Origin of the sequence: Mycobacterium sp. ACS4331 (assembly GCF_001667265.1) — a bacterium.
Classification (GTDB): domain Bacteria; phylum Actinomycetota; class Actinomycetes; order Mycobacteriales; family Mycobacteriaceae; genus Mycobacterium.
The window spans coordinates 1-12,305 of the sequence record NZ_LZHW01000058.1 but is presented as its reverse complement, the minus strand read 5'-3'; the positions used below and the strand labels follow the sequence as shown (position 1 = coordinate 12,305).

The following is a 12,305-nucleotide window of genomic DNA, read 5'->3' as shown; positions in this document are numbered from 1 at the left end:
CCAGAGCGACGATTCGCTCCTCGTCACCGTCCTGAACAGCGCCTTTGTGGGTGTCGAGGGCGCTCGGCACCAGTCCGCACCGAAACCCGATTTCGCTGGAGGCACTTTTCGGCCTTCCAGCGGTTTCCGCTACGTGATCTTGGGCAGCGGGACGCGGTCACCGACCTCACCGTTGGCATCGCGCAGCGAGGGCGCGGCAAGCCCCTCACGCAGCAGCCAGCGGGCCAGTTCGAGCGTCTCAGCAATCTCGCCGTCCGACAGGCGCAGACCGTCGGGCTGCAGTCGCAGGGCGATGACGCCGTTCCATGCGCCCCACAGGTACTGCGTCAGACGCATGGAGTCGACCTGGCGCGCCTCGCCCGCTTCGATCGCCCTGTCGATCTGCCCGGCGAAGCCGCGGAGCAGTCCCCCGATCCGGTCCCGGATCCGCGCCTCCACGTCGTCGTCCGACAGGGGGATCACTCCCGGATTTCGGTAGGCGAGGAAGTGGAATGCCCCCGGATGCTCCAGATGGAACCTCAGGTAGGCGTCCCCGCCGGCCAGGACGCGCTGCAGCGGCGTCATCGACGGATCGTCGCTGCGCTGCATGTAGTCGGCGAACAGCACCAGCGCGCGTTCGACGAGATGCAGGTACACCCCTCGCTTGCCCTCGAAGTGCGTGTAGATCGAGCCCACGGACATGTCGGCGGCCTCCGCGATCTCCTCAAGGCGCGCCTTCTCGTATCCCTCCCGACCGAACACGGCCTCGGCGGCGTCGAGGATCGCCCCGCGCGTGCGGGCCCGCCTGCGGTCGGCCCGGGCGGCCGCGCTGGCGGTACGGGCGTCAGAGTCGGCGGCGGGCACGCGGCCAGGATAGGCGAGCACCATGATTGCAACTCCATTCAAAAAATGAATCCTCTTACAATTATGCCCCTCGGCTGCCACTATGACGGTCATGACCGAACACACTGACGTCGTGATCGTCGGCAGTCGCTGCGCCGGATCTGCCGCTGCGATCACGTTCGCCAACCGGGGCGCGCGGGTGATCGCCCTCGACAGTGCCGCGTTCCCCTCCGACACGCTGTCCACCCACCTGTTCTTCCCCAATCACTGGGCCGAGATCGAACTGCTCGGCGCCCTGGATCGCGTGCGCGCCCTCGGCGCACCCCTGCACACCCACGCCGGGGTGGGCGCACCGGGCGTGGAGTTGGTCGGGCCCTACAACGCGTACGGGACGCTGGCAGCGGGCGCCTGCGTGCGCAGACCGGGCCTGGACTTGGCGCTGGTCGAGACGGCCCGGGCCGCCGGCGCGGACATCCGCGAGCACACCCGCGTCACCGACGTCCTGTTCGACGCCCGCGGCCGCGCCGTCGGCGTCGCGTACCGCAGGCGCGACGGCACGGAGTCGATCATCAAGGCGTCTCTGGTCGTCGGCGCCGACGGGAGGCGGTCGACGGTGGCCCGTCTGGTCGGCGCGCGTGCCCACCACAGCTGGGACAACCAGCGCATGATGGCGTTCGCGTACTACCAGGATTCCCGAGAAGACCTGCGGCACATCGCCATGCAGTGGCGCAACAACGACGACCTGGGCACCGCGTTCCCGTGCGACGGGGATCAGCTTGTGGCACTGCTGATGCCGCCGGTGTCCCGCACCGAGGAGTTTCGCACCGATGCGCAGGCCGCGTTCGACGCCGGCATCGCGCGAATCCCCTCGCTGGCCGCGCGCCTCGAGGGGTGCACTCGCACCAGTCGGGTCCTGGTCTCGCACTCGCATCCGTCGTACTTCCGCCATTCGCACGGCCCCGGGTGGGCGCTGGCCGGCGATGCGGGACACTTCAAGGATCCCGTGACGGCACAGGGCATTCGCGACGCACTGCGGTTCGGCCGGCTCCTCGCCGAGGCCGCCGCACCCCACCTCGATGACCCCGCGGCATTGGACGCGGCGCTGGCGGACTGGGAGCGCGACCGCGACGAGCAGTGCCTGGCGATGTATCAGTGGGCCAACGGCCTCGGCCGCGGCGACGTCGTCTCCCCCATCGAGTTCGCGGCCTACCGGTGGTTGGCCTCACAGCCCGGCGGGCCGACCGAGCTGCTCGACGTGTTCTCCCGAAAGCGCGCTCCGGCAGATGTTTTCACCGTTCCGCGGTTGGTGCGCTGGATTCGGGCCGCGATGCGCGACCCCGAGGTCGAGCGCCGCGAACTGCTGCAGACCGTCCGCCGGGACCTGTCCCGCGAGGCGGCGCGTGCCACTGAGAAACAGCTCTTCCGGTTGCGGCGTGCGCTCTCGGCGCGACGGGGCGGCGAGGTTCAGCCGGCGCAGACGTCGGGGGCGTCGCCGCGCAGTGGCGTGTCGACGGGCACCGTGTAGGTCGCCACCACCTGTGCGTCGTGGTCGGTGTGGTTGGCGACACGGTGCGCAACGCCGGCGGGGATGAACACCACCTGACCGTCGGAGTACTCGGTGACGGCGCAGGCGTCGGCGGTCTGCAGGGCCACGGTGCCGGCGTTGATCACCGAGTACTCCGGACCGGGGTGGGTGTGCCAGCCGCTGCTGGCGCCCGGCTTGATCACGAGGTCCTGGACGATCAGATTCGATGCGGCGCCGTTGGTCACGATCGAGACCGGGGCTTGCGTGGTGCCCTGGGCCAGGTCGGTGCGGACCACCTCGCCTTCGGCGGGGGTGGCGTGCGCGGTGGTCGCGAAGGCCAGCGGAGCGCAGGCGGCGGTCAGGACGGCGCTGGGGAGCAACAGGTGGCGTCGAATACTCACGCGTTCACTCTGCGCGAACGACGTCGATTCCGCTGAGTTACGCCTCGGATTCCTCGTCAGCCTCATCGAGCGCGGTCACCGGAATGCCGTACGGCAGGAACCGCACCTTGCGTTTCGGATCGGTGTTCTGCTTGTTGGCGCGCAGGGCCTCGAGCTCGGTGGCATAGACCTGCTCCACGGTCGCAACACCGGCATCGTCGACGATGAAGATCGCCCACACCCCGGCACCGGCGTCGCCGGTGGTCTCCGGTTCCGGCCGTGACCTGCGGCCGAACTCGTCAAAGAGCACGCTCCATCCGGCGCGCTCGCCCGTCGACTCGAAGATCTTCCCGACGGCGTCACGCAACCCCTCCCCGGCCTCGCGCACGATTCGGTCCAGATCTTCGGGGTCGAATCCAAACGGCCCGTTGTTGCTCATCGCAGCCTCCACGACGGAAATCTCCCCGCACCCACTGCGGTCACACCAGTGTGCGTGAAATCCCCGACGCGTGCCAGGAGCGTCAGGGTTGCTGCGGTTGCCCGGGCACCGGGATGGGGATCGGCGGAAGGCCCGGGATGTTGAGGTGCGTGGTGGTGATCGGCGGCGGTGTCCGCGTGGTGGTCGTGGTCGGTGGTGTGGTCGTCGTGGTGGGTTCCGTCGTGGTGGTGGTCGTCGTCGTAGTCGTCGTCGTAGTTGTTGTCGTGGTGGTGGTCGTCGTGGTGGGTTCCGTCGTGGTCGTCGTCGTCGGCGGCGGCGCGACCGTCGTCGTGACGGGAGGCGGTGGCGCCGGTTCCTGCGTCACCGTCACGACCGGGGGTTCCTCGGGAGCGGGCGGAGGAGGCGGCGGCGGTTCGACGGTTGTGGACAGAACCGGCATCTCGACCGGCGTCGGTGTCGTCGTCTCGCCGCTCGGGGTGGATTGCGTCGTCAGCGTGTAGGCGACACCGCCGAGCGCCACCAGACCGACGAGCGCCGCAGCGCCGATGGCCAGTTGGGGCAGCCGGTACCAGGGCCGGGCGGGGGCGTCGACCTCGCCGACCGCGGGCGTGTACTGGATCTGCGGACGCGCCCCGGTCTCGTCGATGGCGTACGGATTGGGCCCGCTGTAATTGGGGCCGGTGTAGTCGGGGCCGGTGTACGGCAGCGGATCGGCGACGGCGTCGTCATCCTGCGACCATGCCAACGCGCGGAAGGTCGCCGATCCGGGTGCGTCGTCAGCCGCGGCGGCGGCGCCCGCCCCGAGGAACCCGGCGGTGGCCGCGTCCCCGACGGCAGTCGCGATGCCCGTGGGCGCGTCGGCGTCGGGCCCACGGGCCGCGATCAGTGCGGCACCGACAACCGCGTCCAGGTCGGGTCGCGGCGTGGTCACCACCGGCACCTGCGCACGCTCGGAAAGTCGCTGTGTGACATACGGAATGCTGGCTCCGCCACCGATCGTCGCAACCGCGGCGATGTTCGACCAGACCAGCCGGTGCCTGTCCAACTGCTCCTCGAGTGCGGCGAGCACACCGTCGAATTGTGGCGCGATCGCGGTCTCCAGCTCGGCGCGCGTCACCCGGACCTCGGACTGGAAACCCGGCAGGTCGACAGCCACGGTGGTGACCGTGTCCGCCGACAGGCGCTCCTTGGCCCGCCGGCATTCGTCCCTCAACCGGGCAAGCGAGCCGACGGCGGCCGTGGCCGAGGGGTCGGCGTCGCCGCGGTTGGCGATCCCGGCCAGGACCGTGGTCAACAGGGCCTGGTCAATCTGATCGCCGGAGAAGTCGGCATAGCGCAGCGTCTCGCCGAGTGGGGTGAATCCCTTTCCAGCGTCGGCCAGCGTGACACTGGTTCCACTGGCACCGAAGTCCAGCAGTGCCACCACACCGTGCGCGGTAAGTCCGGGGTTGGCCTGCAGCGCGGTCAGCGCAGTGTTGGCGTCTGAGACCAGGCGCGGAGTCACCCCGTTGGGCGCCAGGCGGCGATCGGACCTCAGTGCGGCATCCAATGCGCGGACCGCGGCGGGACTCCAGTACGCGGGGACTGCGACAACCAGGTCGTTGGTGGGCGCGTCGACCCCGGCCGCAAGCGCCATGGCGGCGAGCGCCTCCAGCAGCAGTCGATCCGCGCTGTGGCTGGACCCGTCCGGGGCCACTAGGGGCACCGGGTCGCCGACGCGTTCCACGAAGCCGCGCAGCACCAGGCCGGGCTCGTTGAGATTGGGATTCTCCGAGGGCAGGCCCACTTCGGGCGCGCGGTGGGGATAGAGGGTCAGCACGGCGCGGCGCGTCACCGGGGGAACTCCGACACGCGCCGCGACCAGGTTGGTCGTCCCGATAGACAACCCGAGCGGGTCGGACACTGAATACACCTTGCGTCGTAACAGGGGCTGCGGCCAGTCCCCCACCCTAGCGGCAGTCGCCGATCACCGGCGGTGCCACACGAACGGGATGTCGGCCATCGTGGTGAAACCCGCCGCGGCGTCGCACACTCCCGGCACCGCATTGACGGCCTGCATCGCGGTGGCCACGCTGGCCGACTGGACATGCTCGGCCAGCGGCACATCGCGGACGAAGCTGGCCAACGTCATCACGTGCGTCTGCACCGACGGGGTGCCCTCAATCGTGATGGTCCAGCCGTGCTGCGGGGTGGGCCAGTGCGCGGGTTGCCGTTTGCCGACCGTCCACAGCGTCTCGACTTCAACGCGCGTGGCACCCCCGCTGCGCCCCGACCAGCGCCACCGCTGGCCCGCGACCGTGCCGGCTCGCAGAGTTCGGCCGAAGACGTGCCTGTCTTCGCTGGCGGGGATCACCTCGAGGTCGGTGATCACCTCGTCCAGGTCGGCGCCGAGAGTGTCCCCGAGCAGCCAGACCTGCTGCCGGAAAAGCTCGCTGGTGAACCGCAGGCTCTCGACCTGTTCGCTGACCCTGTCCGGCGGCTGCCCGAAACACATCTGGTCGAACGTGATGTCGACACTGTCATACATCGACCAGTCGGCGCGCTCCTGCACGGTGACCCGCTCGATCTCGCGGCACATCCCTGAAAGTGCCAGCGGGACAACCACTCCGACATTGCCTGGATTCAGCCCCGTCCCGTGCAGCGATGCGCCTCCGGCGTGACAGGCGGTGAGCAGCCGATCCCGGTCGACGGTGTCCATGCGGGCCGGATGGAACGCGAAGGATGTGGTGACGACGTTGACACCCGACGACAGCAGTCGGCACACGTCGTCGACGGACGGCGTCCGCGGGGTGTAGAGCACGCAGTCGACCTGGGCCAGACAGTCCTCGACGCTGAGAGCGGTCCGTACGCCCACGTCGGGTCGTCCGATGAGTTCGCCTGCGTCCAGCCCCACCTTGGCGTCGGTGTACACCTTCACCGCGGCGAGGGTGAGATCGGGGTGATCGAGGATGCCGCGCAACGCTTCTCGCCCCACTGCGCCGGTGCCCCACTGCAGGACGCGATATGTCATGACGTCAGACGACGGTCAGCGGCAGGGACTTGCGCGGTTCGAAGACGAAGTCGGCGCCAGCGCTGAACTTCACCACCTCGACCTCTGACTGCACCTTGGTGGCGGTGTCGCCGACGGTCAATTCCAGCGTCCAGTCGGTGTCGGTGCCGTCCACGTTCGCGATGACGAAGGGGTCGACGCCCGTGGCGATGGCCTGCAGCGCCTGCGTCGAACCGGGTCCGCACAGCGAGATCCAGGCGCCGTCGTCGTGGGCAGCGCTGCGGTGCACGAGCATGCGCTCGCCGGTGAACTCGGCGTCGACGTAACCGTTCGGATTGACCAGCGGATGCAGTTCGAGCGTCCGCAGCACTCCCTCGACGCCGCCGGGGAGCTTGAGCGCCTTGTGGATCCGTTCGGCGGCGAGGCCGGCCAGGCCGATCAGCTGCTTGGTGCAGATGTCGCGGGCCTGGTCCGCGTCGGTGGCCCTGGCGTTGACCGCGAGCACGAACGACAGGTTGAGCAGGTGCATCTCGAGGCAGACCTCATCGGCGATGCGCACGAGCGCCGATTTGGAGAAGCCGGCGAAGTCGAAGTCGCTCACGAGAGGGCCGGAGTAGTCCGAGTGTCCCTCGTCTGCGGTGTCGATGGGTGCCAGCGGCCATGTCGCGGCCCGGGTCTGCTCGATGATCGCCAACGGCGGCAGGCCCGACACCTCGGGGTTCGACTCGTCGATGGACACCGTCCAGGCGCAGTGCGGGTGCCGGTCCGCAGGCGTGCGGGGCGGGCGGTGGATGGGCCGGATCTGGGCCCGCGCGTTGGTGGCGACGGCCGTCGCATCGAACGTCGGATCCTCGATGTCGTGGCACATCCCGCGGACGTAGTCCTCACCCATGGGTTCGACATCGAGCAGGGCGCCGCAGTGGTCCAGGTGGAACTCGCCGTGGTAGCGGTCGTGGATGACGTAGCGGAAGTCCATGAACTGTGGCGGGGCGCCGATGTCGAGCTGCATGCCCTTGAAGATCGTCGGGACGTCGTCCCCTTCGAACTTCAGCGCCCGCTGCAGCCGCTTGGTGTAGATCGGACTGGCGCCCGCCCACTCCTCGATGGCGATCTGCAGCATCTCCTCCCGGCCGAAACTGCTGATGCACCAGGCCATTCCGGAACGATCGATCATCTGTCCGATGAGCAGCAGCTCGGGCACCAGCGTGGCCAGTTCGGCGCGCGACAACGAAGCGAAGCGACTGGGGGCTGTAGTCACGCTTTCAACATAGAGTCGTCAATGTTATAAAGTCAACGATGACAAGTTCGGCTTCGTCGGGCATGCCGACCCGCCGCACCACCGCGCCCCGCAAACGCGGCGATGACACCCGCGCGAAGATCATCGACGAGACCGTGCGCTGTGTGGTCGAAGAGGGCTTTCCGGCAGCGACGGCCAAACACGTCGCCGAGCGTGCCGGCGTCACCTGGGGCGTCATCCAGTACCACTTCGGAGATCGCAACGGACTGCTCATGGCCGTCGTCGACGACGGTGTCGCCCGTCTCATCGACAGCCTCTCGACGGCCGACGTCTCCGGCCTGCCACTGCAGGCCCGCATCGAGACCGTCGTCGACATCGCCTGGGAGTGCTACCGGAGTCCGACCTCGATGGCCGCGTTCGAGATCCTGCAGGCCACCAGGGGAAGCCTCGGCGAGTCGTCGCGCCGGCATCTGCTCGACATGAACGACGCGATCAACGGGCTGGGCCGGCTGATCTCCGAGGACCCTGCGGATCACGAAGTGGCACAGGTCATCTGGGCCGCGCTCCGGGGCATGGTCCTGGCCGACATGGTGATCGGTGCACCCATCGAGTGGCAGCGGGAACGAGCCACCCTGGTGAAGATGGCGACTGTGTTCCTTCAGAATTCGGCGAGATCCGGGAAGAAGACCGTCTGACCGACTGGCGGAAGTTTCTCCACCGGAAGATGATTGGCGGCGGCGATCAGGCCCTGCAGGCGGGGGTCGCCATACCAGCGCTGACTCATCTGCTCCCAGGTCTCGAACTCCTCGACGATGTGGCGGCGATTCAGAGCGGGGCGGATCAGTTTCTGACCGACTTCGATGTCGTCGGGGCTGGCAAGGTGGTTGGCGTACTCGATAAGGACATCGCAGCGTTCGTCGTTGTACCAGCGGATCGCGAAGTCCCGCAGGGTGTCACCGGGGTAGACGATGTGATGGCTGACGTTGACCAGATCGGGAATCAGCAGATCCTGCCCCTGCGCGAGCAGATACGGCGCTGCGATGTGGTTCGCGGCGGCCAGGGCGGGGAACATCGCACCGTCGCCGTAGTACAGCTCAGCGAGATCGAAGAGGGTGTCGGCTTCGGAGACCAGGTGCCGCCTGGTGATGTAGGGGACGAGGAGGTCCTGGCCCACGACCAGTTCGTCCGATGGGGCCAGTCCGTTGGCCGCGGCCAGCGCTCCTGCCAGTTCTTGGTCGGCGAAGAACCGCCGGGCCAGTGAACGCAGGGTGTCGCCACTGGCGACATGGTGTAGAGATGCCATCCGATCACATTCGGCCCTGCCTGGCGGCCGGACACGCGTAGTCGACTACTCACCTTCGCCCCGGCGAAGGTGAGGCGTGTGCTGCAATGTTGGCCATGGGCGATCTGGAAGACATCAAGCAGGTCAAGTACCGCTACCTGCGCGCACTGGACACCAAGAAGTGGGAGGACTTCGCGGCGACGCTGACCGAGGACGTCGTCGGCGACTACGGTTCGTCCGTCGGCGAGGAGCACCACTTCACCGACCGAGAATCGCTGGTGGCCTACATGCGCTCCTCCCTGCCGCCCAACGTGATCACCGAGCATCGGGTCACCCACCCCGAGATCACGATCGACGGTGATGAAGCGACCGCGACGTGGTACCTGCAGGACCGCGTGATGGTGCCGGACTTCGACTTCATGCTGATCGGGGCGGCCTTCTACAACGACCGGTATCGGCGCACGGCCGACGGGTGGAGGATCTGCGCCACCGGCTATGAGCGCACCTACGAGGCGACGATGTCTCTGAAGGGACTGGATTTCAAGCTGACGCCCGGCGCTGCACTGGACTGACCTTCTGCTGCCCACCCGCGCGCAACTTCCCATCCCGCGAGGGGCCGTGTCTGTACACCGACACGCCGGGCAGGGCGTACAAATGCGGGCGCTCGACTACTGCGCCTTGGTGACGGCGATCATCGCGCCAGGCCGCAGCCAACGCATGATCTCCACGAGCTTGCCGTCATCGATGGCCACGCACCCCGCGGTGGCGCCGCCGTCGGTGGTGTGCACGAAGAACGCGCCGCCCTTGCCGGGCACGCGTTCCTTGTTCACGCCCATGACAATCGCGTGCTTGTACTGCGGAATGTGCAGATTCTCGGTGCCGCTGCTCGGGTTGGTGTCGAAGGGGCACTGGTCTTTCTTGCAGACCTGCATGAGGTTGTAGGTCGGACTCTTCATGTCGCCGTCCCACCAATGGTCCGGCGTGACCTGGACGTACTGCAGGCCGCCGCCCGGGTTGGGGTCGGTGCCGAAGGCGAAGTCCAGGGTGTAGACGCCCATCGGCGTCATCATCGAACCGTCGAAGTGGTCCTTCGACATGCCCTTGGCCCCGATCTTGGCCGGGATGGCCGCAGCCGCCAGTTGCCAGCCCGCGGCGCTGCGCTGCCACACCTCCAACTGGGCGTCCGATCCGCCGGTGCCGACGACCGACAGCACCTGCGTGGCGTTGCCGACGCTGTTGGCGAACCACGGCGTGAACTCGGCACGGGCGATCGGTGCGACGGCGAAGGCCAGGCAGCCGGCGATGAGCACACTGAGCAGACGGCGCACGTGGTTCATGGTGCGCCCATCGTCCCCCACCCCCTTCGCGACCGGCCGGGTTTGTACGCCGACACGCCGTGTTCGGCGTACAAACCCGGGCTGTCATTCGGCCCTGCCGGAGTCTCCTGGTGGCTGGGGCGTCGCAATTGCCCAGCTAGAACAGCTGCATTCCGCGAATCACTGAATAGCGCCCCAGCAAAATCCGGTTACGATCGCAGAATGTCCGATGCGCCGTTCGGGGGGCTGCCGCCGGCACCGGGAACTCCCCAACCCCACACAGGCATGACCCACGCCGCCAGCTCGCCCATTGCGCCTCCTCCATGGCCGCCCCAGGGGCCACCTTCCACGCGTCGCCCGTCCCGGTTGCCGCTGGTGATGGTGTCGTTGCTTGCGGTGGCTGCGCTCGCGGTGGCTATCGCGTCGTGGTTCCGGCCTGCTCCGGCCGCAGATGCGTCAGCTTCGCCGCAGTACAACGAGCAGGAGATCGCGGATGCGAACTCAGCTATGTGTGAAGCGTGGGATGCGACATACGCATCGATGACTACAAGCGGAGCGAAATCCAGCACAGATCCCACGGTCGCTTACATAATCGGCATTCAAGTCCAACTGGCTTTTCACGCATCCGGCGACTACCTGCAGACGAAACTCCAACTGCATCCCGCGACCGCGTCGGAACTAGCCGACGCGGTCACCCAACTCGCATCCTCGTATCACAGAATCGTCCTTCTTCGATTGGCCGATGCACCAGAATCTGACATCGACCAGATCAAGGAGAAGATGGACGCCGCCGAGACTGCCGTGAGGCGACAGTGCGAATGATAAGGCGGCAGTGCGCATGCTAGATATGCCAGGTGGTCCGTGGGTTCTTATGTTATCGGCCCTCACTGGCCTAGCGAAACATCAGTCGCCGCCGCAGCCAATGCATCTCGAGATAGGAGCCAGGCCGAGTCATCGCACCACGATTACGGTTCTGTTCGGTGGTCAAACCCGGCTGGCGGTGGGTGCGGCTTGAGTGTCGTGGCGGCTAGGGGGTCGCAACTGCCCAGCTAGAACAGACCGCGCTCCGGCGAATCACTGAATAGCGCACCAGCAAAATCCGGTTACCATCGCAGAATGTCCGATGCGCCGTTCGGGGGGCTGCCGCCGGCACCGGGAACTCCCCAACCCCACACAGGTACGACCCACGCCGCCAGCGGTCCCACAGCGCCGCCACCCTGGCCTCCCCAAGGACCCCTCCCGCACGTCGCCCGTCCCGGCTTCCGCTGATTCTGGTGTCGCTGCTGGCGGCGGTTGCGCTCGGGGTGGCTATCGCCTCGTGGTTCCGGCCTGCTCCGGCCGCAGATGCGTCAGCTTCGCCGCAGTACAGCGAGCAGGAGATCACGGATGCCACAGAGGCCGTGTGCGATGCATACGACGTGATTTATGCGGCACTCACAACCGAATCATCGAGGACTAGCACCATCCCGACAGATTCATTCGTCCTATCAGTCGAATTGAAGTTGGCCCTCCATGCGTCAGGTGACTACCTGCAATCCACGCTCCGCGAGAATCCAGCAACACCCGAAGCCCTAGCAGCAGCCATCAACAAGCTCGCCGGTACGTACCACCGGGCAATCTTGGACCAATTGGCCGACGCTCCAGCCACCGACATCGAAGCGCGCAAGGCCGATATCAGGTCGGCTGAGCTATCCTTAAGGCGCGAATGCGGTGTCTGATGTTCCCGGCGGGCCGTGGGGTAAGCCCATTGTGGGGCCGTATTGGCGAAGCGAAGCATCAGTCACTGCCGCCGCAAGTTCGTCGCACAATCGCTCGGCTAACGAGAGGCTCCTTGGAGATTACGGAATCCAACTTGGCGTTGCGCGAGGTGGCGCTCTAAGCCCTCTCAGCGGAGAAACTGCGGACGCGACCCGATCTGCAATTCAAAGCGGGGAGATCCACGTGTGACGGACGAAATTGCACGAAGAAAGGGTCTGCCGCACGAATAGGTGACATCTTGAACTGACCCACCGTTTGAGTTCCAGATTCGGTGACTAAGTGACGGCCCGTACGAAAGGCTGACCGTCATGCCCCGCCCGTATCCGGCAGAGTTCCGTGCCCGCGCGATTGCGCTCGTGCGGGCCGGCAAGCCGCAGAAGCAGACCGCCGAGGATCTCGGCATCCACCCGGTCACGTCGTCGAAGTGGATCAAGCAGACCGCCGAGTCTCCAGCGATGGACGCCGCCCCAGTCAGCCCCAGTCGCACCCGCCACCCCGATCCCACCGGCAGGTCCTATCGCAGACCCAGCCGTACCGAGCGCAGCACTCCCGGCCTA

14 protein-coding genes are annotated in these 12,305 nt (G+C 67.2%); 6 read left to right on the top strand and 8 right to left on the bottom strand.

Going from position 1 to position 12,305, the window contains the following annotated elements; genetic code table 11:
* Positions 1–129 precede the first annotated feature (129 nt).
* Entirely contained in the window at positions 130–843 is a 714-nt protein-coding gene (locus tag A5727_RS13985) for a TetR/AcrR family transcriptional regulator (protein WP_068250174.1), read from the bottom strand.
* Positions 844–934: 91 nt separating this feature from the next.
* On the opposite strand from A5727_RS13985, the gene A5727_RS13980 reads away from it, so the two are divergent.
* Entirely contained in the window at positions 935–2,347 is a 1,413-nt protein-coding gene (locus A5727_RS13980; RefSeq protein ID WP_082949805.1) for an NAD(P)/FAD-dependent oxidoreductase, read from the top strand.
* Here A5727_RS13980 and A5727_RS13975 read toward each other — a convergent pair.
* The 5 genes from A5727_RS13975 to A5727_RS13955 form a co-directional block, all read right to left on the bottom strand.
* The gene (locus A5727_RS13975) at positions 2,287–2,748 is read right to left on the bottom strand and encodes a cupin domain-containing protein (RefSeq protein ID WP_353612263.1); all 462 of its coding nucleotides are present in this window, start codon (positions 2,746–2,748) and stop codon (positions 2,287–2,289) included. The two genes, A5727_RS13980 and A5727_RS13975, sit on opposite strands and share 61 nt — an antisense overlap.
* 37 nt (positions 2,749–2,785) lie before the next feature.
* The gene (locus A5727_RS13970) at positions 2,786–3,166 is read right to left on the bottom strand and encodes an Rv0313 family protein (RefSeq protein WP_068250058.1); all 381 of its coding nucleotides are present in this window, start codon (positions 3,164–3,166) and stop codon (positions 2,786–2,788) included.
* Positions 3,167–3,248: 82 nt separating this feature from the next.
* Positions 3,249–5,069 (bottom strand): Hsp70 family protein, encoded by a 1,821-nt coding sequence (locus A5727_RS13965; protein WP_068250055.1) that lies wholly within the window; start codon positions 5,067–5,069, stop codon positions 3,249–3,251.
* Between the two features lie 63 nt (positions 5,070–5,132).
* Entirely contained in the window at positions 5,133–6,176 is a 1,044-nt protein-coding gene (locus A5727_RS13960) for an NAD(P)H-dependent amine dehydrogenase family protein (protein ID WP_068250052.1), read from the bottom strand.
* A 4-nt stretch (positions 6,177–6,180) separates the two neighbouring features.
* Positions 6,181–7,413 (bottom strand): hypothetical protein, encoded by a 1,233-nt coding sequence (locus A5727_RS13955; protein WP_068250049.1) that lies wholly within the window; start codon positions 7,411–7,413, stop codon positions 6,181–6,183.
* Between the two features lie 38 nt (positions 7,414–7,451).
* On the opposite strand from A5727_RS13955, the gene A5727_RS13950 reads away from it, so the two are divergent.
* Positions 7,452–8,087, top strand: a complete 636-nt coding sequence (locus tag A5727_RS13950; RefSeq protein WP_068250047.1) for a TetR/AcrR family transcriptional regulator — start codon at positions 7,452–7,454, stop codon at positions 8,085–8,087.
* Here the strand turns inward: A5727_RS13950 and A5727_RS13945 are convergent.
* On the bottom strand, positions 8,051–8,695 hold the full coding sequence (locus tag A5727_RS13945) for a LysM peptidoglycan-binding domain-containing protein (RefSeq protein WP_068250043.1): 645 nt from the start codon (positions 8,693–8,695) through the stop codon (positions 8,051–8,053). The two genes, A5727_RS13950 and A5727_RS13945, sit on opposite strands and share 37 nt — an antisense overlap.
* Before the next feature lie 95 nt (positions 8,696–8,790).
* Here A5727_RS13945 and A5727_RS13940 point away from each other — a divergent pair, with 95 nt between their 5' ends.
* Positions 8,791–9,246, top strand: coding sequence for a nuclear transport factor 2 family protein (locus A5727_RS13940; RefSeq protein WP_082949804.1), 456 nt, complete (start codon positions 8,791–8,793; stop codon positions 9,244–9,246).
* Positions 9,247–9,342: 96 nt separating this feature from the next.
* On the opposite strand, the gene A5727_RS13935 is transcribed toward A5727_RS13940, so the two are convergent.
* Positions 9,343–10,002: a L,D-transpeptidase family protein gene (locus A5727_RS13935; RefSeq protein WP_068250170.1), complete on the bottom strand. Its 660-nt coding sequence runs from the start codon at positions 10,000–10,002 to the stop codon at positions 9,343–9,345.
* A gap of 363 nt (positions 10,003–10,365) precedes the next feature.
* On the opposite strand from A5727_RS13935, the gene A5727_RS13930 reads away from it, so the two are divergent.
* From A5727_RS13930 to A5727_RS28150, 3 genes are all read left to right on the top strand, one after another.
* Positions 10,366–10,812: a hypothetical protein gene (locus A5727_RS13930; RefSeq protein WP_157521377.1), complete on the top strand. Its 447-nt coding sequence runs from the start codon at positions 10,366–10,368 to the stop codon at positions 10,810–10,812.
* Between the two features lie 452 nt (positions 10,813–11,264).
* Positions 11,265–11,708, top strand: coding sequence for a hypothetical protein (locus tag A5727_RS13925; protein ID WP_068250034.1), 444 nt, complete (start codon positions 11,265–11,267; stop codon positions 11,706–11,708).
* Between the two features lie 348 nt (positions 11,709–12,056).
* On the top strand, positions 12,057–12,305 hold a 249-nt coding region (locus A5727_RS28150; RefSeq protein ID WP_231992071.1), incomplete at its 3' end, for a transposase.